The sequence below is a fragment of the Hydrogenophaga sp. RAC07 genome (genome assembly GCF_001713375.1).
GTDB lineage: Bacteria > Pseudomonadota > Gammaproteobacteria > Burkholderiales > Burkholderiaceae_C > Hydrogenophaga.
Window position 1 is genome coordinate 4,583,697 of record NZ_CP016449.1, and the last position, 19,156, is coordinate 4,602,852.

Consider the following 19,156-nt stretch of genomic DNA (forward strand, 5'->3'; position numbering starts at 1 on the left):
CCATGAACGGCATCCTCATCATTGCGCACGCACCCTTGGCTTCCGCCCTGCGACAGTGCGTCATGCATGTGTTCCCCGACAGCGCCGATGCTGTTGCGGCACTCGATGTCCAACCCAACGTACCGCCCGAAGAATCGCTGGCGCAGGCGCGCGCGATCATGCGCCAGATGCAACTGCCGCAAACCCTGGTGGTGACCGACGTGTTCGGCGCTACGCCGTGCAACGTGGCGCAGAAACTCATCGACGGCATCAACTCCAAGTTGATCACCGGCGTGAACCTGCCCATGCTGCTGCGCACCGTGTCGTACCGGCACGAATCGCTGGACGCGCTGATCTCGCGCGCCATGATCGGTGCCACGCAAGGGGTGATTCAAGTCGCGGTGACCGCTCCGCAGAACCAGGCCAGACGAGCCACCCATGATCAAGACCACCGTGACCATCAGCAATAAGCTGGGGCTGCATGCACGCGCCTCGGCCAAACTCACCAAACTCGCGGGCAGCTTCGCCAGCGACGTGTGGATGTCGCGCGGCGACCGCCGTGTGAATGCGAAAAGCATCATGGGCGTGATGATGCTGGCAGCGGGTCTGGGCAGCACGGTCGAGGTGGAGACCACCGGACCCGATGAGCAGGTGGCGATGGACGCGTTGATCGCACTCATCAACGACAAGTTCGGCGAAGGAGAGTGACTGTGAAGGTCCTCTTTGCGCGCGCCAACAACGGTTTCGCTGCCGGGCCGCGCGGCAGCGAAACGCCCCCTCTCGGGGGGCAGCGACCCGCGCAGCGGTGGAGCGTGGGGGCATGAGCTTCAGCGTCCACGGCCTCGCCGTCTCCCGGGGCATTGCCATCGGGCGGGCGGTGATCGTGGCGTCCAGCCGGATCGATGTGGCCCACTACTTCGTGCAGACCGAACAGGTCGAGGGCGAAATCGAGCGATTGCGCCATGCGCGCAACGAGGTGGCTGCGGAGATCCTGAAGGTTCAGCACAGCCTGCACGACCTGGGGCCATCGGATGCCCACCCCGAGCTCACCGCCTTGCTCGACGTGCACCTCATGTTGCTGCAGGACGAGCAGCTCACCAACGGCGTGAAGCACTGGATCGTCGAGCGGCACTACAACGCCGAATGGGCGCTGACCACCCAACTCGAGGTGATCGCGCGCCAGTTCGACGAAATGGAAGACCCTTACCTGCGTGAACGCAAGGCGGATCTGGAGCAGGTGGTCGAACGCATCCTGCGCGTGATGCGTGGCGTGGCGTCGCCGGTGGGCGAGGGCCAACAACGGCCCGGGCAGGACCACGCGGTCGATGTGCCGCTGGTGCTGATTGCGCACGACCTGTCACCCGCCGACATGCTGCAGTTCAAGCAGAGCGTGTTCGCCGGTTTCGTCACCGACGTGGGCGGCAAGACCAGCCACACCGCCATCGTCGCGCGCAGCATGGACATCCCGGCCGTGGTGGGAGCCCGCTCGGCCAGCCACCTGATCAAACAGGACGACTGGGTCATCATCGACGGCGATGCCGGCGTGGTGGTGATCGATCCCTCGCCCATCCTGCTGGCCGAGTACGGCTTCAAGCAGCGCCAGGGTGAGGTCGAACGCGAACGCCTCTCGCGCCTGAAGAACACGCCTGCCGTCACGCTCGACGGGCAAAAGATCGAGCTGCTGGCCAACATCGAACAACCCGAAGACGCGGTGGGCGCGCTCAAGGCCGGTGCCGTGGGCGTGGGGCTGTTCCGCAGCGAATTCCTGTTCATGGGGCGCAACGGCAAGCTGCCCGACGAGGAAGAGCAGTACCAGGCCTACAAGCGTGCGGTCGAGGGCATGCAGGGCCTGCCGGTGACCATCCGCACGGTCGATGTCGGTGCCGACAAGCCGCTGGACCGCGTGGCCCAGCGCGCGGGCGAAGACCACCTCAACCCCGCGCTGGGTCTGCGCGCCATCCGCTGGAGCCTGGCCGATCCCGCCATGTTTCTGGCGCAGTTGCGCGCCATCCTGCGAGCGGCCGCGCACGGGCCGGTGCACCTGCTCATTCCCATGCTCGCGCACGCGAGCGAGATCCGCCAGACGCTCGCTCTGGTGAACCGCGCACACGACCAGCTGGAAGCCGCGGGTGTGCGGCAAGGCGCGGTGAAGCTCGGCGCCATGATCGAGGTGCCGGCCGCGGCCCTCACGATCCCGCTGTTCCTCAAGCACTTCGACTTTCTCTCGATCGGTACCAACGACCTGATCCAGTACACGCTGGCCATCGATCGCGCGGACGAAGCCGTGTCGCACCTCTACGACCCGGTGCACCCCGCCGTGCTGCACCTGCTGGCCAGCACCATCGCGCAGTGCCAGGCGCAAGGCAAGGGCGTGAGCGTGTGTGGCGAGATGGCGGGCGACGTGGCCATGACGCGCCTGCTGCTGGGTCTGGGCCTGCGCAGTTTTTCCATGCACCCGTCGCAGATCCTGGCGGTCAAGCAGCAGATCCTGCGCTGCGACACGTCGCGTCTGCAAACCTGGGCGCAGACGGTGCTGATGGCGGAAGACCCTGCTGCGTTGATGACCGACTGAACCTCAGTTGTTCTGGCGCGTGGCGATCACTGCCGCGCCCACGATCATCAACGCTGCCAGGCCGATTGCGGGACTCGGCACCTCCCCTCGAACCAGCAGCAACGTCAGCGTGGAGAGCAGCGGCGTCAGAAAACTCAGCACGCCGATCTGCCGTGCATCGCCGCGCTTGAGCGCCGCGTCCCACAAAAAGAACGCGCCACCGAGCGGACCCAGTCCGAGCACAGCGATCAGCAACAGGTCCTGGATCGAAAGCGACACCGAGGGCTCCAGCAGCGCGTGGCACAGCAGCGAGAGCACGCCCGAGAGCAGCGCGAAGCTGCCGATGGCGGCGGTGGGGAAGGCGCGCACGCGCTTCGTGAGCAGCGAATAACTGGCCCAGATGAAAGCCGAGGCCAGCGCGGGGAGGTAGCCCCAGGCCCAGCCCGTTTCGCTGGTGTCACCTGCACCGCCCAGGATGGCCAGCGCCGCGCCCGCAAAGCCCAGCAGGGCAGCGAACACGTGTTTGGCCCGCAGCGTGACACCCGGCAGGAACAGCGGCGCCATCACCACGATGCCCAGGGGCCAGAGGTAGTTGACCAGGTTGGCCTGCACAGGCGGCGCGTGGCGCAGCGCAATGAAGAGCAGGAAATGAAAGCCGAACAGACCGTAGACACCCAGCGCCAGCGTGCTCGCCGGTACACGCCACTGGCGCAGGTCAAACCGCGAGAGCGGCAGCGCGATCAGGCTGCCCACCAGCAGCGACAGGCCGGTCAGCAAAAAGGGCGGCACGTGCGACAAAGCCACCCCGAGGGTGGCCAGCGATGCCCACAGCGCGATCGCGCCCAGGGCGAGGAGGTTGGCGTTCATTCGGGGGAGCTTAGTGCGGCGCGCCGTCGCGCGGCGCGGGATCATCGTCGCGCGACGCGTGTGTTCAGCCGCGGGCGCGGCGCTGCGCAGCGGTGAGCGCCGAGGGCGAGCGGTAGCCGCTGCGGCGCGCCACCTCGGCCACGCTCAGGCCTTGCGCGCGCCACTCGCGCGCTTGCGCCAGCCGGAGATCGCGCAGCCAGTGCTGGGTGCTTTGCCCGCGTTCGTCGCGGCAGCGCGCGGCCAGTTGCGCTGCACTCAGGTGCACGCGTGCGGCGAGCTCGGCCACGGTCGTGTGCGGGCCGCCGGCGAGTGCCCAGTGGGCGAGGGTGTCCCAGTCGATCGCGCGGCGCGGGCGCGCCGGCGGCAGTGCGCTGCAGGGCGACCAGGCTTCGAGCAGCAGCGCCGGGCCGAGTTGTTGCGCGCGTGGCAGCTGTTGCGTGCAGGCCTGTGCGAGGTAATGTGCCAGAGCGAGCGTGGCCGGTGCGGGCGCCGACCCGACGCGGGCCCAGTCGCCGGTGTGGCTGTCGAGCACCAGGCAGCGCGCGCCGTTGCGGGCTTCAAAGTCGTGGCGTTCACCGGGCGGCACCACACAGCCGTCGCCCGCGGCAATGCGTTGTCCGCGCCCTGCAAGCTCGAGCTCGAGCACACCTCCCAGGCCGATCAGGATCTGGAAATGGGCGTGGTCGTGGCTGCCGTGCGAGGCGCCGTACTCGCGCACGCCGAGAACGTCGCGCACGGCAGGCATGTCACTTTGCCGAAACCGGGTTCAACACCCCGTGGGCCTGCTGGTCCGCGTGGTACGAGCTGCGCACCATGGCGCCCACGGCGGCGTGGGTGAAGCCCATCTTGTAGGCCTCGGCTTCGAACATCTTGAAGGTGTCTGGGTGCACGTAGCGGCGCACCGGCAGGTGGTGGCCGCTGGGCGCGAGGTACTGGCCGATGGTGAGCATGTCGATGTCGTGCGCGCGCATGTCGCGCATGACGGCCAGGATCTCTTCATCGGTCTCACCCAGGCCGACCATCAGGCCGCTCTTGGTCGGCACGCGGGGGAACAGCGCCTTGAACTTCTTGAGCAGGTTCAGGCTGAACTGGTAGTCGGAACCCGGGCGTGCTTCCTTGTACAGGCGCGGCACGGTTTCCATGTTGTGGTTCATCACGTCGGGTGGCGCGGCCTTGAGGATCTCGAGCGCACGGTCGTCGCGGCCGCGGAAATCGGGCACCAGCACCTCGATCTGCGTCTGCGGCGACAAGGCGCGGGTCTTCTCAATGCAGGCCACGAAATGGCCGGCGCCACCATCGCGCAGGTCATCGCGGTCCACGCTGGTGATCACCACGTACTTCAGCTGCAGCTGCGCGATTGTTTTCGCGAGGTTGTCGGGCTCGTTCACGTCGAGCGGGTCGGGACGGCCATGGCCCACGTCGCAGAACGGGCAGCGGCGCGTGCACTTGTCGCCCATGATCATGAAGGTGGCCGTGCCCTTGCCGAAGCACTCGCCGATGTTGGGGCAACTTGCCTCTTCGCACACCGTCACCAGCTTGTTGGCGCGCAGGATGTCCTTGATCTCGTAGAAGCGGGTGGTGGGGCTGCCGGCCTTGACGCGGATCCACTCGGGCTTTTTCAGCACCTCGGCCGGCACGATCTTGATGGGGATGCGTGAAGTCTTGGCCTGGCTCTTCTGCTTGGCGGTGGCGTCGTAGCTGGCCGCGGGCTGGGCTTCGCGCACGGTGGAGTCGGCAGCAGGGGTGTCGGTCGGGTTCATGGCGGCGGCGCGGGTGGCGCGTGGAGTCGGGGTTGGTCAGGGTGACAGGGAGGCGCCGAGCTTCTGGCTCAACACATGCGCGGCCTCGTCCCAGGAAACCGTCACCCCGATTGTAGAAAGGTCCACCGTTTGCAGGCCGGTGTAGCCGCACGGGTTGATGCGCTGGAAGGGTTGCAGGTCCATCGCCACGTTGAGCGCGACGCCGTGGTAGGCGCAATGGCGGCTGACCTTGATGCCGAGTGCGGCAATCTTGCCCAGGCCGGTGAAGTCGGGGATGGGTGCCGGCGCACCGGGGTGTCGCTTCTGCGGGCGCTGGGGCAGCGCGGCGTGGCTGAAAGGATCGTCCAGCCGCACGTAGATGCCGGGCGCACCGGCCACCCGGTGGCCCGTGACCTGAAAGGTGGCCAGCGTGCGGATCACGGCTTCTTCGACCCGGTGGACGAACTCCTTGACGTAGTAGCCCGCACGCTGAAGGTCCACCAGTGGGTACGCCACCACCTGGCCGGGACCGTGGTAGGTCACCTGGCCGCCCCGGTTGGTCTGCACCACGGGGATGCTGCCGGGGGCCAGCAGGTGGTCTTCGCGACCGGCGAGGCCTTGGGTAAAGACGGGTGGGTGCGCGCAGATCCAGAGCTCGTCGGGCGTGTCGGGCGCGCGCTCCACCGTGAAGGCCTGCATGGCCTGGTAAGTGGTGTCGTAAGGCACCAGGCCCAAAGACCGAATGATCACAGAACGATCTTGACCATGGGGTGCGTGGTCAGGGTGCGGTAGAGCTCGTCGAGTTGCTCGCGGCTGGTTACGTGCACGCTGAGCGTCAGGCCCATGTAGTTGCCCGCCTTGCTCGGGCGCTGCTCAACCGTGCCGGCATCGAAGGTGGCATCGAAGGCCCGGGCCACGTGCACCATGGCGTCGATGAAGCCCTCCACGTTCGCGCCCATCACCTTGATGGGAAATTGTGTCGGGTACTCGATGAGGGATTGTTCGGGGGGAATTTCGCGGGGTTGATCCATGGAGCTTCTCCGGTTCAGGCCGACAGGGCGGCCACGGCTTGCTGGTACCCAGCGTAGAGACGTTGGTAGACGGGGCCGGGGCTGCCCTGGCCGACGGACTGGCCATCGAGTCGGGTGATGGGCAGCACCTCCTTGGTGGCGGACGACAGCAGCAGTTCGTCGGCGGCCAACACCTCGGCCCGGGTGATGGGGCGCAACTCGAAGCCCAGACCCTGCGCCCGGCAGAGTTCTTCGATCAGGCCGAAGCGGATGCCCTCGAGCACCAGGTTGTCTTTGGGTGGGCCCATGACGGTGCCGTCCTTGACCACCCACACATTGCTGGAGGCCGCCTCGCTCAGGTGGTCGCCTCGAAACATCACGGTTTCCACCGCGCCGGCGTCCACGCTGATCTGGCGAGCCAACACCGCGCCCAGCAGGCTGGTGCTTTTGATGTGTGCCTTCTCCCAGCGGAAATCGGCGGCGGTGACACAGGCCACGCCCTGTTCGCGTTGGGCCGGAGTCGCCAGCTTCATCTCGCTCACCATCACGAACACCGTGGGCATGATGTCCGCCGGCATCGCGTGGTCCCTCAGCGCCACGCCGCGGGTGACCTGGATGTAGATCAGCTGGTTGGCGGCGCCACGGCTGTCCTGCAGTGAGAGTGCCAGGCGTCGGGCGATCGCCGCCCACTCGGCGCGCGACAGGGGGTTTTTGATGCGCAGCTCGACCAGCGACCGGTCCAGGCGAGCCATGTGCTGATCGAACCGGAACGCCAAACCACCGTAACACGGCAGTACCTCGTACACGCCATCGCCAAAAATGAACCCCCGATCCAGCACGCTCACCTGTGCGTTGCGCAGCTCGGTGAACGCACCGTTGAGGTAACAGAGGGTGTCGGGCAGATCGGGAGGGTTGCCCCAGTTCGCAGCGGTCATGAATCGATTATCGGTGGCGGCATTCGCAGCAGACGCACAAACCGCGCTCAGCCTTGACGACCCCATGGGGTTTCTACGTATAATCAGCGGCTTTGCGAACGTCGCCCAACCGTAACCTGTCTGTAACCATCCATGTCGACAATGCAACGCGTCGATCCGGAATCGCAGACCCAGGCAGAAGGTTTAGATGGTGAGCAAGAGATCGAATTCAAGCCGCTGACGCGTGAAGAAGCGTTGCAGTGGCGGGCCAGCCAGCCGCGCTTCTCGTTGTGGCGTCTGGTAGGTGTGCAGTTGTTGGTGGGCTTGTCCTCTGGCGCGTTGGCCTGGTTGTTCACGCAATCGGTTTCGGTGGCTTGGTCGGTCCTCTACGGCGCTGCAGCGGTGGTGTTGCCGTCGGCCTTGATGGCTTACGGTTTGACGTCGAGTGCATTGAGTCGCCTGCTGGCGGGTTATGCGCAAGCCGCCTTCGCCGGGTTTTTGTTGTGGGAGGGGGTCAAGATTATGCTGGTGGTGGCCATGTTGTGGTCGGCGCCCTGGATCGTCCCCGAGCTGAATTGGCTGGGCCTGTTGGCCGGTCTGGTGTTGGTTCTCAAGGTGTACTGGTTTGGATTCTGGATCCAGACCCGGCGCGCAAATCTAAACGGTTGAATTTCCGACAAATCGGTGCAAACGAACATGGCAACTGAAGGCAGCGCTCTGACCCCCGGCGAATACATCCGCCACCACCTGGTTCATTTGACGAACAAGAAGCAAGAGTCGATCGTCGACTTTTCCGTCATCAACATCGATTCGGTGATCGTGAGCTCCCTGTTGGGTGCCCTGGTCTGTTTCGTGCTGTGGCTCGCCGCCCGCAAGTCCACCGCCGGTGTGCCCGGCCGTTTCCAGGCCGCTGTGGAAATGCTGGTCGAGATGGTCGACAGCCAGGCCAAGGCCGTCATCCACAACGCCCACAGCCGCAAGCTGGTCGCCCCGCTGGCGCTGACCGTGTTTGTCTGGATCTTCATGATGAACTTCATGGACATGCTGCCGGTTGACCTGCTGCCTTCCATCTGGCACGTGGCCGGCCCGGCCATGGGTTACCCCGACTACCTGCGTGTCGTGCCCACCGCCGACCTCTCCACCACGCTTGGCCTGTCCGTGTCCGTGCTGTTGATGTGCTTGTTCTACAACATCAAGATCAAGGGCATCGGCGGCTGGACGCACGAGCTCGTCACCGCACCTTTCGGCACCAGCAAGAACCCCATCTGGGCGCTGCTGCTGGGCGTGATCAACTTCCTGATGCAGATGATCGAGTTCGTGGCCAAGACGGTCTCCCACGGCATGCGGTTGTTCGGAAACATGTTCGCGGGTGAGCTGGTCTTCATGCTGATTGCGTTGCTGGGCGGCTTTGCCTCCCTCTCGCTCGGTGGTGGACTCTTCTTCGTCGGACATGTGATCGCAGGCACGGTTTGGACCTTGTTCCACATTCTGGTCATCACCTTGCAGGCGTTCATTTTCATGATGCTGGCCCTGATTTACCTCGGGCAGGCGCATGACGCTCACTGAGTTGCGCGGCCTGTCCTCGCTCTGAGTTCTCGTTTCTTTCTTTCCTTTTTTCAACTTTCGTTCATCTCATAGGAGTCATCATGGAAAACGTTCTGGGTCTTGTCGCACTGGCTTGCGGTCTCATCGTCGGTCTGGGCGCCATCGGCGCATCCATCGGCATCGCGCTGATGGGCGGCAAATTTCTGGAAGCGTCGGCCCGTCAGCCCGAGCTGATGAACGACCTGCAAACCAAGATGTTCATCTTGGCCGGTCTGATCGACGCGGCCTTCCTGATCGGCGTGGCCATCGCCCTCCTGTTCGCGTTCGCCAACCCCTTCACGCTGGCTTAATGGGATTTGCTGCCTCGTCGGGCAGCGTTCTGAACAGCGGGGCCTCCAAGGCCATTCGCTGGCAGCGCACCGACGCAGCAGCAAGTGCATCACCACTTATGTCAACACACAGAAAGGCGTTGCGATGAATATCAATGCAACCCTCTTTGCGCAGGCCATCGTCTTTGCGATCCTGGTGTGGTTCACGATGAAATTCGTGTGGCCCCCGATTGCCAAGGCGCTCGATGAGCGTGCGTTGAAGATTTCCGAAGGTCTGGCGGCTTCCGAAAAAGCCAAGTCCGAACTGGCCGTGGCCAACAAGCGTGTGGAAGAAGAGTTGGGCAAATCGCGCAACGAAGCCGCCACCCGCCTGGCCGACGCCGAGCGCCGCGCGCAGACCGTGATCGAAGAGGCCAAGGCGCGTGCGACCGATGAAGCCAACAAGATCGTGGCCGCCGCGCATCTGGAAGCCGAACAACAGGTCGTCAAGGCCCGTGAAGCCCTGCGCGAGCAAGTGGCTGCGCTGGCTGTCAAGGGCGCCGAGCAGATCCTCAAGCGCGAAGTCAACGCCGGCGTTCACGCCGAGTTGCTGGGCCGCCTGAAGACCGAGCTCTGATCCACCGACACGGCACCAAAGGACAACCATGGCCGAAATCGCCACCATTGCCCGCCCTTACGCGGAAGCGCTGTTCCAGGCCTCGGGCACTGGCGCCGCTGGCACCGCCGCCTGGCTCGACGAGCTGGCGTCGGTGGCTGCCGATGAACAGCTTCGTCTGTACGCCGACAACCCCAGGACCACACCCGAACAGGTGTTCAGCCTGGTCAGTGGCGTGATCAAGACGAGCCTGCCCGCGATGGCGCAGAACTTCCTGCGCACCGTGATCGACAATGGCCGTCTGGCCGCGCTGCCTGAAATCGCGGACCAGTTCCGTGCTTTGAAGAACGCGCAACAAGGTGCGTTCGATGCCGTGGTCTACAGCGCCTTTGCGATCGACGGCGCTGCGTTGGCCGATCTTTCCGGCGTGCTCGAAAAGCGCTTTGCCCGCAAGCTCAACCTCCAGGTCGAACTGCAACCCGACTTGATCGGTGGCATTCGCGTGGTGGTGGGCGACGAAGTGCTCGACACCTCGATCAAAGCCCGCCTGGAACACATGAAATCCGCCTTGACCGCGGCTTGACCGCTGTCACTCCGCGCCCGCCTGCTCACCATTTAACGAAAGAAGGAAAGAGTCATGCAACTCAATCCCGCTGAAATCTCCGAACTGATCAAGTCCCGCATCGAGGGACTGGGCACATCGACCGATGTGCGCAACCAGGGCACCGTGGTGTCGGTGACCGACGGTATCGTCCGCGTCCACGGCCTGTCCGACGTGATGCAGGGCGAGATGCTGGAATTCCCGGCCAACAAGGACGGCGTGCCTTCCTTCGGTCTGGCGCTGAACCTGGAGCGCGACTCCGTGGGCGCCGTGATTCTGGGTGAGTACGAGCACATCTCCGAAGGCGAAACCGTCAAGTGCACGGGTCGCATTCTGGAAGTGCCGGTGGGTCCCGAGCTGATTGGCCGCGTGGTCAACGCCCTGGGTGCACCCATCGATGGCAAAGGCCCGATCAACGCCAAGATGACCGACGTGATCGAGAAGGTCGCACCTGGCGTGATCGCCCGCAAATCGGTGGACCAGCCAGTGCAGACCGGCCTGAAGTCGATCGACTCGATGGTGCCCGTGGGCCGTGGCCAGCGCGAGCTGATCATCGGCGACCGCCAGACCGGCAAGACCGCCGTGGCGATCGACGCGATCATCAACCAGAAGGGTCAAAACATGACCTGCGTTTACGTCGCCATTGGCCAGAAGGCCTCGTCGATCAAGAACGTGGTGCGCGCTCTGGAGCAGGCTGGCGCGATGGAATACACCATCGTCGTGGCCGCTTCGGCCTCCGAATCCGCTGCCATGCAGTACCTGTCGGCCTACTCCGGCTGCACCATGGGCGAGTACTTCCGCGACCGTGGCCAGGACGCCTTGATCGTGTACGACGACCTGTCCAAGCAGGCCGTGGCCTACCGCCAGGTTTCGCTGCTGCTGCGCCGCCCACCCGGCCGTGAAGCCTACCCCGGCGACGTGTTCTATCTCCACAGCCGTCTGCTCGAGCGCGCCGCTCGCGTGAACGCCGACTACGTCGAAGCCTTCACCAAAGGTGAAGTCAAAGGCAAGACCGGTTCGCTGACGGCACTGCCCATCATCGAAACGCAGGCTGGTGACGTGTCCGCATTCGTGCCCACCAACGTGATCTCGATCACCGACGGCCAGATCTTCCTGGAAACCAGCCTGTTCAACGCCGGTATCCGCCCCGCCATCAACGCCGGTATCTCGGTGTCGCGCGTCGGTGGTGCTGCCCAGACCAAGCTGATCAAGAGCCTGTCCGGCGGTATCCGTACCGACTTGGCCCAGTACCGCGAACTGGCTGCGTTCGCGCAGTTCGCTTCCGACCTGGACGAAGCCACCCGCAAGCAGCTCGACCGCGGTGCCCGCGTGACCGAACTGCTCAAGCAGGCGCAGTACAGCCCGCAGTCGATCGGCCTGATGGCGTCCACGCTGTTCGCCGTGAACAAGGGTTACCTGGACGACATCGAAGTCAAGAAAGTGCTCTCGTTCGAGAACGGCATGCACGCTTTCCTCAAGGACAAGCACGCAGCGCTGCTGGCCAAGCTCGAAAACGACAAGGCCATGGACAAGGACGCTGAAGCACAACTGGCAGCCGCCATCGCCGACTTCAAGAAAACCGGCACCTACTGATCCGGCCCATTGACTTCTTAGAGGAAACACAATGGCAGCAGGCAAGGAAATACGCGGCAAGATCAAATCGGTGGAAAACACCAAGAAGATCACCAAAGCCATGGAAATGGTCGCCGCCTCCAAGATGCGCAAGGCGCAGGAACGCATGCGTTCGGCCCGGCCTTACGCCGAGAAGGTGCGCCAGATCACCGGCAACCTGAGCCGCGCCAACCCCGAGTACACGCACCCCTTCATGCAGACCAACGACGCCAAGGTCGCAGGTTTTGTGGTGGTGACGACCGACAAGGGTCTGTGCGGTGGTTTGAACACCAACGTGCTGCGCGCAGTGACCACCCAGCTCAAGGACCTGCAGGCGCAGGGCCAGACCGCTGAGGTGGTGGCCATCGGCAACAAGGGTCTGGCGTTCATGAACCGCATCGGTGCCAAGGTCGTGTCCAGCGTGACCGGCCTGGGCGACACGCCGCATCTGGACAAACTGATCGGCCCGGTGAAGACCCTGCTGGATGCGTACACCGAAGGCCGCGTCAACGCGGTCTACGTCTGCTACACCAAGTTCATCAACACGATGAAGCAGGAGTCGGTGGTCGAAAAGCTGTTGCCGCTCAACGCAGGTGATCTGCAGGGCGACACCACCGGACGCGATTGGGACTACATCTACGAACCCGATGCACCGGCCGTCATCGACGAGCTCCTGCTGCGCTACGTGGAAGCACAGGTCTATCAGGCCGTGGCCGAAAACATGGCGTCCGAGCAGTCAGCGCGAATGGTGGCCATGAAGGCCGCCACCGACAACGCCGGCAGCGTCATCAGCGAACTCAAGCTGGTCTACAACAAGACCCGTCAGGCAGCGATCACGAAAGAGCTTTCGGAAATCGTCGCCGGCGCCGCAGCGGTCTGAAGCAGCCGTTCAACAGAATCCAGAGAATTTAAAAGGTATCCATCATGTCTCAAGTACAAGGCAAGATTGTTCAGTGCATTGGCGCCGTGGTCGACGTCGAATTTCCGCGCAACCAGATGCCGCGCGTTTACGACGCCCTGAAAATGGAAGGCTCCGCGCTGACGCTGGAAGTTCAGCAGCAACTGGGTGACGGCGTGGTCCGCACCATTGCGCTGGGTTCCTCCGACGGCCTGCGCCGCGGCATGGTGGTGAGCAACACCGCCGAACCCATCATGGTGCCCGTGGGCAAGGCCACGCTGGGTCGCATCATGGACGTGCTCGGCGCGCCCATCGACGAGCGCGGCCCGGTCGACCAGACCTTGACTGCCTCCATTCACCGCAAAGCCCCGGCCTATGATGAGCTGTCGCCTTCACAAGAGTTGCTGGAAACCGGCATCAAGGTGATCGACCTGATCTGCCCGTTCGCCAAGGGCGGCAAAGTGGGTCTGTTCGGTGGCGCTGGCGTGGGCAAGACCGTGAACATGATGGAACTCATCAACAACATCGCCAAGGCCCACAGTGGTCTGTCGGTGTTCGCCGGTGTGGGTGAGCGCACCCGTGAAGGCAACGACTTCTATCACGAGATGGCCGACTCCGGCGTCGTGAATCTGGAGAACCTGGGCGAGTCCAAAGTGGCCATGGTCTACGGCCAGATGAACGAGCCCCCGGGCAACCGTCTGCGCGTGGCCCTGACCGGCCTGACCATCGCCGAGTCGTTCCGCGACGAAGGCCGTGACGTGCTGTTCTTCGTGGACAACATCTACCGCTACACGCTGGCCGGTACCGAAGTGTCCGCCCTGCTGGGCCGCATGCCTTCCGCCGTGGGCTACCAGCCCACGCTGGCCGAAGAGATGGGCCGACTGCAAGAGCGGATCACGTCCACCAAGGTCGGTTCGATCACCTCCATCCAGGCCGTGTACGTGCCTGCCGATGACTTGACCGACCCGTCGCCCGCCACCACCTTCGCCCACCTGGACTCCACCGTGGTGCTGAGCCGTGACATCGCTTCGCTGGGCATCTACCCCGCGGTCGATCCGCTGGACTCCACGAGCCGCCAGCTCGACCCGCTGGTCGTGGGCCAGGAACACTACGAAACCGCTCGCGCCGTGCAGAACACCCTGCAGCGCTACAAGGAACTGCGCGACATCATCGCCATTCTGGGCATGGACGAACTGGCACCGGAAGACAAGCTGGCCGTGGCCCGCGCGCGCAAGATCCAGCGTTTCCTGTCGCAGCCGTTCCACGTCGCTGAAGTGTTCACCGGCTCGCCCGGCAAGTACGTGACCCTGGCCGAAACCATCCGTGGTTTCAAGATGATCACCGCTGGCGAGTGTGATCACCTGCCCGAGCAGGCGTTCTACATGGTCGGCACGATCGACGAAGCCTTCGAAAAGGCGAAAAAGATGGCCTGAAGCGGTTGAGGCGATCGCTGGCACGCACCGGCGATCCGTCTTTCTGCTTTCCAACCATCTTCCAAAGGAAAACCTATGAGCACCATCCGCGTCGATGTGGTGAGCGCCGAAGCTTCCATCTTTTCTGGCGATGCCAAGTTCGTGGCCCTGCCGGGTGAAGCGGGCGAGCTGGGCATCCTGCCTGGTCACATTCCGCTGATCACTCGCATCAAGCCCGGTGCCGTGCGCATCGAAAAAGCCGATGGCGGCGAAGAGTTCGTGTTTGTGGCCGGTGGCATTCTCGAAGTGCAGCCGCACCACATCACCGTGTTGTCCGACACCGCCATCCGCGGCAAGGACCTCGACGAAGCCAAGGCGCTGGATGCCCGCAAGCAGGCCGAAGAGGCCTTGAAAAACGCCAAGAGCGACATCGACTTGGCCAAGGCCACGTCGGAGTTGGCGGTCATGGCGGCCCAGATTGCCGCGCTGCGCAAGTTCCGCCAGAAGAAGTGATCACCCGGCGTCTCGTTGACGCCCGGCACACGGCTCCCGATCAGCCCCGCCCCAACCGGCGGGGCTTCTTTTTTTTCGCCGCTGCTGTGGGCAGCGAGGCGGCGCGGTGGTCCGACGGTGTCTGCCCATAGGCGGCGCGAAAACAGCGCGCGAAGTGGGCCTGGGTCGAGAACCCCCATTGCGAGGCAATGTCGCCTGTTCCCAGTGCGCGCTAGGTGGATCGGCAAGCCGCTGTCGCCAAAGCTTCTGAAAAGTGACGAAAGCCTGAAAAGCGCCGAAAGTTGCGCGTTCCCCCGGGCCTTTTGCCGGGGTACGCGCCGCGCCGCGCCGCGCAGCGCATACCATTGGAGCGTGAACCACAGCCACACGACGTCATCGCTCATGGAGAGTCCAGAACTCGCACCCGAGGAGGTGGCTGCGCGTTTGCTGGTGACGCCCTCGGCACTGGCCGACCTCACACTGGGCGACGCGCTCAAGGTGGTGGGCTACATGCGGCCCAAGCTGATCAAGGCGGGCACGGTGATCATCCAGGAGGGTGAGGTCCGGCAGACCGACTACATGTTGCTGGTGCTCGAAGGCGACATTGCGGTGGAGAACGAACTGCCCGGTCTGCACGAGAGCATGGTGGTCAACATCATGGGGCCGGGTCACCTGATCGGCGAAATGGGCGTGCTCGACGGCGCGCCGCGCTCGGCCACCTGTACGGCCAACACCAACATCGCGGCCGCCGTGCTCTCGCGCACCGCGCTCATGCGCATCCTGAAGGAAGATCCGCGACTAGGCTCGCGCCTGCTGTTGGCCATTTCCAAACGCATGGCCGACCGCCTGCGCGAAACCACCCGCAAGCTCAAGACCTTTGCCCAGATGAACAAGGCCTTGCAGCAGGAACTGCAGGTGGTGATGAACAGCCGCAGCCCGCTGGACAAGCGCCGGGGCTGATCGGCAGACGGGTCTACCGGCGCACCACCGCGTCGGGGAGTTCGTTGGGGCGCACGGCGTCGGGCTCGGCCGGAAAGTTCAGCACCAGCAACGCCGACACTTCCTCCAGCGCCTGCGTGAGCCCGTCTTCGAATTCACCCGACCGCAGGCGCGCACCGAGTCGGTCCACGATGGCCTGCCACTGCGCCTGGCTCACTCGGCGCGAAAGCGCGCGATCGGCCACGAACTCGATGGCGTGTTCAGCCAGCAGCACATAGATCAGCACACCATTGTTGTGCTCGGTGTCCCAGATGCGCAGACGGCCGAACCAGGTGATGGCGCGTTCGCGCACCACTTGCGCCAGCGGCGCGTCGCGGCCCACGCGCCAGAGGTAGCTCAGCGGCAGGGAGGCCTCCACGCACAGGCGCACTTCGCCAGTGTGCCGGCCTTCGCTGGCCGCGACGCGGCGCGCGATGCGCTCGGCCATGTCGTCAGGCACAGCCCGCACGGTGTCCGAGCGGTCCATCCAGCGGTGTTTGAAGAAACGCAGCAGCTTGTTCATGGTCACCAGCCCCCCGAGGCGCCCCCGCCTCCAAAGTTGCCACCGCCGCCAGAGCTGAACCCGCCACCACCGCGGCCACCACCGAAGCCTCCGCCGCCGAATCCACCCCCGCTACCCCACCCCCCGCCGCGGCCACCCCGGCCCGAGCCACTGCCCAGGGAGGCGGCTGGCAGGAACTGCATGAACAGCGCCGCCAGCATGCCGAGCAGGCCGGCGCCGATGGCCACCCACACCACGGTGGTGAGCACCCAGGCCAGACCGCCCGCGCCCACGCCAGTGAGCACGGTGCCGAGCTTGTTGCCGAACATGCCGCGCAGCAGACCGGACAACATGGGCACCGCGAATACCAGGAAGATCAGCGCGTCCATCCACTCGAAGTCGCTGGATCCGGCCGCGCGCTGCGCCGCCGGGGCGTCGGGCAGCGGCAGCTCTTCACCTCGGATGCGCGCCAGGATCTGGTCGACGCCGGCGTTGATGCCGCCGGCGTAGTCGCCTTGCCGAAACGCGGGTGTCACGGCGCCATCCAGGATGCGGCGCGCCAACAAGTCGGGGATCGCACCTTCGAGCGCCTTGGCGGTGGCGATGCGCAGGCGCCGGTCGTTCTTGGCGATGACGAACAACACGCCGTCGCCCACGTCGGCCCGGCCGATCTTCCACGCGTCGCCCACGCGCTGGGTGAAGTCGGCGATGTCTTCGGGCGCTGTGGTCGGCACCATCAGCACAACCACCTGCGAGCCGTTGGATTGTTCAAAGGCCGCGAGCTTGGCCTCCAGGGCGGTGAGGCTCGCCGCGTCCAGCGTGGCGGTCTGGTCGATCACGCGTGCGCTGAGCGCAGGCACCGGCACCAGGCCCTGGGCCGACGCGAAGGCCAGCATCCCCCACAGTCCCAGCGCCAGCAGGCACCGGGCGCAGAAACGCGTCATGGCTTCTTGAAGTCCACCGTGGGTGGTGCCGAGATCGCCGCTTCGTTGGCCACCTGGAAGTTGGCCTTGGGCTTGTAGCCGAACACCATGGCGGTGAGGTTGGTCGGGAAGCTGCGCGAGAGCACGTTGTACTCCTGCACGGTCTGGATGTAGCGGTTGCGTGCCACGGTGATGCGGTTCTCGGTGCCTTCGAGCTGCACGCGCAAATCGCTGAAGCCCTGGTTGGCCTTGAGGTTGGGGTACTGCTCCACCACCACCATCAGGCGGCTGAGTGCGCTGCCGAGTTCACCCTGCGCGGCTTGAAACTGCTGCATCGCGGCCGGGTCGTTCAGCGTCTCCGGCGTCACCTGGATGCTGGTGGCCTTGGAGCGCGCTTCGATCACACGGGTGAGTGTCTCCTGCTCGAAGTTGGCCTCGCCTTTGACGGTGGCCACGATGTTGGGGATTAGGTCGGCGCGGCGTTGGTACTGGTTGAGCACTTCCGACCAGGCCGACTGCGTCTGTTCGTCCAGCCGCTGGAAGTCGTTGTACCCGCAGCCGGTGAGGCTGACGGAGAGCAGCAGGGCGGCGAACCAAGTAGCCATCCGGGCAAGCGGGGAACGAAGGGGTGTGCGCATAAAACCTCCAATGGCCGGCGGGCCGTTCATGCCGAGGCTCTGTCTGAGCCTTGAATCTGCGGGACTATACCCCCGGGTTGTGGCACCGGGCGGTGCGCCCGGCCACACAGACAGGGCGCTGCCGTCAAAATACAGCCATGCGAAAACCCAAACTCCCGCCCGGCTCGGCCGACGACACGGAAGCCGCCTTCTACGACGCTTTGCAACACGCCGACATCGAGCGCCTCATGGCCTGCTGGGCCGACGAGGACGACATTGTCTGCGTCCACCCCGGTGGTCCGCGGCTGGTGGGACATGCGGCGGTGCGCTCTGCGTTCGAGGCCATGTTCGCCAACGGCAGTGTGCAGGCTTTTCCCGAAAAAGTGCGGCGCCTGGACGCGGGCGCGTGCAGTGTGCATAGCCTGGTCGAACGCGTGGCCGTGATGACCGACGACGGCCCGCAGCACGCCTGGGTGGTCGCCACCAACGTGTACGCCAAGACCGCTCAAGGCTGGCGCATGGTCGCGCACCATGCCAGCCCGGGCCTGCGCACCGAGCCGCCCGAAGTGCTCACTGCGAAACCAGTCCTGCATTGAACACCGACCAGTTTCCCTATGCCGCGCCTTGGTGGCTGCCCGGTGGCAATGCGCAGACCTTGTGGGCCGCGCTGGCCAGCCGGCGACACTTCGGACCGGCCCCCACGTGGACGCGCAGCCGCTGGAGCACACCCGATGGCGACTTCATCGACGTTGACCAGGCGCGGCACACCTCACGCAGTGGCGCGCCCTTGCTCGTGCTGTTCCATGGACTCGAGGGCTCTTCGGCCAGCCAGTACGCGGTGGCCTTCGCCGACTTTGCGGCCACCCACGGCCTGGCGTTCGCCGTGCCGCATTTCCGCGGCTGCTCGGGCGAACTCAACCATGCGCCACGGGCCTACCACTCGGGCGACTTTGAAGAGATCGACTGGATCCTCAAACGCTTTGCCACCGAACACCCCGGGCGGCCACTGATCGCCGCGGGTGTGTCGCTGGGCGGCAATGCGCTCATGCGCTGGGCGGCCGAGATGGGCGCGTCCGCCGGCCAGCGGGTGCGGGCCGTGGCGTCCATCTGTTCGCCGCTGGACCTGGCCGCGGGCGGCCATGCGATCGGCCGCGGCTTCAACCGGCTGGTCTACACCCGCATGTTCATGGCCAGCATGGTGCCCAAGGCCTTGAAGAAACTGGAGCAACACCCCGGCCTGTTCGACCGCACAGCCTTGCTGGCCGCGCGCGATTTGTTTGAATTCGACAACCTGTTCACCGCGCCGCTGCACGGCTTTCGCGACACGCCCGACTACTGGTCGCGCGCCTCGGCCAAACCGGTGCTGCACCAGATCCGCGTGCCCGCGCTGGCGCTCAACGCGCGCAACGATCCGTTCGTGCCCGCGGCTTCCTTGCCCACGCCGCAGCAGGTGGGCCGGCACGTGACGCTGTGGCAACCCGGGCAGGGCGGCCATGTCGGGTTTCCGGTGGCGCACGGTGTGCTGGGTCTGCCCGGTAATGTGCGCGCCATGCCCGATGCCGTGGGACACTGGTTGCTCTCTCACCTCTGATC

Annotated in this window: 25 protein-coding genes; 15 read left to right on the top strand and 10 right to left on the bottom strand. The window is 65.0% G+C overall.

The features are described 5' to 3' along the window. Positions 1-2 precede the first annotated feature (2 nt). The 3 genes from BSY239_RS21455 (at position 3) to ptsP (ending at position 2,551) form a co-directional block, all read left to right on the top strand. Positions 3-449 (top strand): PTS sugar transporter subunit IIA, encoded by a 447-nt coding sequence (locus tag BSY239_RS21455; RefSeq protein WP_069048596.1) that lies wholly within the window; start codon positions 3-5, stop codon positions 447-449. Next, the gene (locus BSY239_RS21460; protein WP_069048597.1) at positions 418-687 is read left to right on the top strand and encodes an HPr family phosphocarrier protein; all 270 of its coding nucleotides are present in this window, start codon (positions 418-420) and stop codon (positions 685-687) included. The genes BSY239_RS21455 and BSY239_RS21460 overlap by 32 nt, the downstream gene beginning before the upstream one ends. A 112-nt stretch (positions 688-799) precedes the next feature. Next, entirely contained in the window at positions 800-2,551 is a 1,752-nt protein-coding gene (gene ptsP / locus BSY239_RS21465) for a phosphoenolpyruvate--protein phosphotransferase (protein ID WP_069048598.1), read from the top strand. A gap of 3 nt (positions 2,552-2,554) precedes the next feature. Here the strand turns inward: ptsP and BSY239_RS21470 are convergent, their stop codons facing one another. The 6 genes from BSY239_RS21470 to BSY239_RS21495 all read right to left on the bottom strand — a co-directional run bounded on the left by BSY239_RS21470 (position 2,555) and on the right by BSY239_RS21495 (position 7,081). Next, entirely contained in the window at positions 2,555-3,397 is an 843-nt protein-coding gene (locus BSY239_RS21470) for a DMT family transporter (RefSeq protein ID WP_069048599.1), read from the bottom strand. A 64-nt stretch (positions 3,398-3,461) separates the two neighbouring features. Continuing rightward, positions 3,462-4,142, bottom strand: a complete 681-nt coding sequence (locus tag BSY239_RS21475) for an AraC family transcriptional regulator (protein ID WP_069048600.1) — start codon at positions 4,140-4,142, stop codon at positions 3,462-3,464. A gap of 1 nt (position 4,143) precedes the next feature. After that, positions 4,144-5,157 (bottom strand): lipoyl synthase, encoded by a 1,014-nt coding sequence (gene lipA, locus BSY239_RS21480; RefSeq protein ID WP_069048601.1) that lies wholly within the window; start codon positions 5,155-5,157, stop codon positions 4,144-4,146. A gap of 36 nt (positions 5,158-5,193) precedes the next feature. Next, complete coding sequence (lipB, locus tag BSY239_RS21485; protein ID WP_069048602.1) at positions 5,194-5,886, bottom strand: lipoyl(octanoyl) transferase LipB; 693 nt, start codon at positions 5,884-5,886, stop codon at positions 5,194-5,196. After that, positions 5,883-6,167: an HP0495 family protein gene (locus BSY239_RS21490; protein ID WP_069048603.1), complete on the bottom strand. Its 285-nt coding sequence runs from the start codon at positions 6,165-6,167 to the stop codon at positions 5,883-5,885. The genes lipB and BSY239_RS21490 overlap by 4 nt, the downstream gene beginning before the upstream one ends. 14 nt (positions 6,168-6,181) lie before the next feature. Next, positions 6,182-7,081, bottom strand: coding sequence for an aminotransferase class IV (locus tag BSY239_RS21495; RefSeq protein WP_069048604.1), 900 nt, complete (start codon positions 7,079-7,081; stop codon positions 6,182-6,184). Between the two features lie 132 nt (positions 7,082-7,213). Here BSY239_RS21495 and BSY239_RS21500 point away from each other — a divergent pair, with 132 nt between their 5' ends. From BSY239_RS21500 to BSY239_RS21540, 9 genes are all read left to right on the top strand, one after another. Continuing rightward, the gene (locus BSY239_RS21500) at positions 7,214-7,729 is read left to right on the top strand and encodes an ATP synthase subunit I (protein ID WP_236944119.1); all 516 of its coding nucleotides are present in this window, start codon (positions 7,214-7,216) and stop codon (positions 7,727-7,729) included. Between the two features lie 27 nt (positions 7,730-7,756). Then, complete coding sequence (gene atpB, locus BSY239_RS21505) at positions 7,757-8,626, top strand: F0F1 ATP synthase subunit A (RefSeq protein WP_069048606.1); 870 nt, start codon at positions 7,757-7,759, stop codon at positions 8,624-8,626. An 80-nt stretch (positions 8,627-8,706) separates the two neighbouring features. Continuing rightward, entirely contained in the window at positions 8,707-8,955 is a 249-nt protein-coding gene (atpE, locus tag BSY239_RS21510; RefSeq protein ID WP_069048607.1) for a F0F1 ATP synthase subunit C, read from the top strand. Positions 8,956-9,079: 124 nt separating this feature from the next. Beyond that, complete coding sequence (locus tag BSY239_RS21515) at positions 9,080-9,550, top strand: F0F1 ATP synthase subunit B (RefSeq protein WP_069048608.1); 471 nt, start codon at positions 9,080-9,082, stop codon at positions 9,548-9,550. Between the two features lie 28 nt (positions 9,551-9,578). After that, on the top strand, positions 9,579-10,112 hold the full coding sequence (locus tag BSY239_RS21520) for a F0F1 ATP synthase subunit delta (protein WP_069048609.1): 534 nt from the start codon (positions 9,579-9,581) through the stop codon (positions 10,110-10,112). Positions 10,113-10,166: 54 nt separating this feature from the next. Next, complete coding sequence (atpA, locus tag BSY239_RS21525) at positions 10,167-11,723, top strand: F0F1 ATP synthase subunit alpha (protein WP_056266677.1); 1,557 nt, start codon at positions 10,167-10,169, stop codon at positions 11,721-11,723. 31 nt (positions 11,724-11,754) lie between these two features. After that, a complete protein-coding gene (atpG, locus tag BSY239_RS21530; protein WP_069048610.1) occupies positions 11,755-12,621 on the top strand; it encodes a F0F1 ATP synthase subunit gamma in 867 nt (288 codons plus the stop codon). A 44-nt stretch (positions 12,622-12,665) separates the two neighbouring features. After that, complete coding sequence (gene atpD / locus BSY239_RS21535) at positions 12,666-14,072, top strand: F0F1 ATP synthase subunit beta (RefSeq protein WP_069048611.1); 1,407 nt, start codon at positions 12,666-12,668, stop codon at positions 14,070-14,072. A gap of 75 nt (positions 14,073-14,147) precedes the next feature. After that, positions 14,148-14,564, top strand: coding sequence for a F0F1 ATP synthase subunit epsilon (locus tag BSY239_RS21540; RefSeq protein ID WP_069048612.1), 417 nt, complete (start codon positions 14,148-14,150; stop codon positions 14,562-14,564). 40 nt (positions 14,565-14,604) lie between these two features. On the opposite strand, the gene BSY239_RS23105 is transcribed toward BSY239_RS21540, so the two are convergent. Further along, the gene (locus tag BSY239_RS23105; RefSeq protein WP_083240235.1) at positions 14,605-14,769 is read right to left on the bottom strand and encodes a helix-turn-helix domain-containing protein; all 165 of its coding nucleotides are present in this window, start codon (positions 14,767-14,769) and stop codon (positions 14,605-14,607) included. A 146-nt stretch (positions 14,770-14,915) separates the two neighbouring features. Here BSY239_RS23105 and BSY239_RS21545 point away from each other — a divergent pair, with 146 nt between their 5' ends. Then, positions 14,916-15,503, top strand: a complete 588-nt coding sequence (locus tag BSY239_RS21545; RefSeq protein WP_236944120.1) for a cyclic nucleotide-binding domain-containing protein — start codon at positions 14,916-14,918, stop codon at positions 15,501-15,503. Positions 15,504-15,516: 13 nt separating this feature from the next. On the opposite strand, the gene BSY239_RS21550 is transcribed toward BSY239_RS21545, so the two are convergent. The 3 genes from BSY239_RS21550 to BSY239_RS21560 are packed head-to-tail and all read right to left on the bottom strand — an operon-like array spanning position 15,517 to position 17,551. Next, on the bottom strand, positions 15,517-16,044 hold the full coding sequence (locus BSY239_RS21550; RefSeq protein ID WP_069048614.1) for a TPM domain-containing protein: 528 nt from the start codon (positions 16,042-16,044) through the stop codon (positions 15,517-15,519). A gap of 2 nt (positions 16,045-16,046) precedes the next feature. Further along, positions 16,047-16,967, bottom strand: a complete 921-nt coding sequence (locus BSY239_RS21555; protein ID WP_069048615.1) for a TPM domain-containing protein — start codon at positions 16,965-16,967, stop codon at positions 16,047-16,049. Then, entirely contained in the window at positions 16,964-17,551 is a 588-nt protein-coding gene (locus tag BSY239_RS21560; RefSeq protein ID WP_069048616.1) for a LemA family protein, read from the bottom strand. Before BSY239_RS21560 ends, BSY239_RS21555 begins: the two co-directional genes overlap by 4 nt. Before the next feature lie 170 nt (positions 17,552-17,721). On the opposite strand from BSY239_RS21560, the gene BSY239_RS21565 reads away from it, so the two are divergent. After that, entirely contained in the window at positions 17,722-18,159 is a 438-nt protein-coding gene (locus BSY239_RS21565; RefSeq protein ID WP_069048617.1) for a YybH family protein, read from the top strand. Next, positions 18,156-19,154 (top strand): YheT family hydrolase, encoded by a 999-nt coding sequence (locus BSY239_RS21570; protein WP_069048618.1) that lies wholly within the window; start codon positions 18,156-18,158, stop codon positions 19,152-19,154. The genes BSY239_RS21565 and BSY239_RS21570 overlap by 4 nt, the downstream gene beginning before the upstream one ends. Positions 19,155-19,156: the final 2 nt, after the last annotated feature.

What these genes read in the sequence shown, in the direction of transcription:
- BSY239_RS21455 (WP_069048596.1), top strand. Translation starts at nt 3, where the DNA reads ATGAACGGCATCCTCATCATTGCGCACGCACCCTTGGCTTCCGCCCTG.
- BSY239_RS21460 (WP_069048597.1), top strand. Translation starts at nt 418, where the DNA reads ATGATCAAGACCACCGTGACCATCAGCAATAAGCTGGGGCTGCATGCA.
- ptsP (WP_069048598.1), top strand. Translation starts at nt 800, where the DNA reads ATGAGCTTCAGCGTCCACGGCCTCGCCGTCTCCCGGGGCATTGCCATC.
- BSY239_RS21470 (WP_069048599.1), bottom strand. Translation starts at nt 3,397, where the DNA reads ATGAACGCCAACCTCCTCGCCCTGGGCGCGATCGCGCTGTGGGCATCG.
- BSY239_RS21475 (WP_069048600.1), bottom strand. Translation starts at nt 4,142, where the DNA reads ATGCCTGCCGTGCGCGACGTTCTCGGCGTGCGCGAGTACGGCGCCTCG.
- lipA (WP_069048601.1), bottom strand. Translation starts at nt 5,157, where the DNA reads ATGAACCCGACCGACACCCCTGCTGCCGACTCCACCGTGCGCGAAGCC.
- BSY239_RS21490 (WP_069048603.1), bottom strand. Translation starts at nt 6,167, where the DNA reads ATGGATCAACCCCGCGAAATTCCCCCCGAACAATCCCTCATCGAGTAC.
- BSY239_RS21495 (WP_069048604.1), bottom strand. Translation starts at nt 7,081, where the DNA reads ATGACCGCTGCGAACTGGGGCAACCCTCCCGATCTGCCCGACACCCTC.
- BSY239_RS21500 (WP_236944119.1), top strand. Translation starts at nt 7,214, where the DNA reads ATGTCGACAATGCAACGCGTCGATCCGGAATCGCAGACCCAGGCAGAA.
- atpB (WP_069048606.1), top strand. Translation starts at nt 7,757, where the DNA reads ATGGCAACTGAAGGCAGCGCTCTGACCCCCGGCGAATACATCCGCCAC.
- atpE (WP_069048607.1), top strand. Translation starts at nt 8,707, where the DNA reads ATGGAAAACGTTCTGGGTCTTGTCGCACTGGCTTGCGGTCTCATCGTC.
- BSY239_RS21515 (WP_069048608.1), top strand. Translation starts at nt 9,080, where the DNA reads ATGAATATCAATGCAACCCTCTTTGCGCAGGCCATCGTCTTTGCGATC.
- BSY239_RS21520 (WP_069048609.1), top strand. Translation starts at nt 9,579, where the DNA reads ATGGCCGAAATCGCCACCATTGCCCGCCCTTACGCGGAAGCGCTGTTC.
- atpA (WP_056266677.1), top strand. Translation starts at nt 10,167, where the DNA reads ATGCAACTCAATCCCGCTGAAATCTCCGAACTGATCAAGTCCCGCATC.
- atpG (WP_069048610.1), top strand. Translation starts at nt 11,755, where the DNA reads ATGGCAGCAGGCAAGGAAATACGCGGCAAGATCAAATCGGTGGAAAAC.
- atpD (WP_069048611.1), top strand. Translation starts at nt 12,666, where the DNA reads ATGTCTCAAGTACAAGGCAAGATTGTTCAGTGCATTGGCGCCGTGGTC.
- BSY239_RS21540 (WP_069048612.1), top strand. Translation starts at nt 14,148, where the DNA reads ATGAGCACCATCCGCGTCGATGTGGTGAGCGCCGAAGCTTCCATCTTT.
- BSY239_RS21550 (WP_069048614.1), bottom strand. Translation starts at nt 16,044, where the DNA reads ATGAACAAGCTGCTGCGTTTCTTCAAACACCGCTGGATGGACCGCTCG.
- BSY239_RS21555 (WP_069048615.1), bottom strand. Translation starts at nt 16,967, where the DNA reads ATGACGCGTTTCTGCGCCCGGTGCCTGCTGGCGCTGGGACTGTGGGGG.
- BSY239_RS21560 (WP_069048616.1), bottom strand. Translation starts at nt 17,551, where the DNA reads ATGGCTACTTGGTTCGCCGCCCTGCTGCTCTCCGTCAGCCTCACCGGC.
- BSY239_RS21565 (WP_069048617.1), top strand. Translation starts at nt 17,722, where the DNA reads ATGCGAAAACCCAAACTCCCGCCCGGCTCGGCCGACGACACGGAAGCC.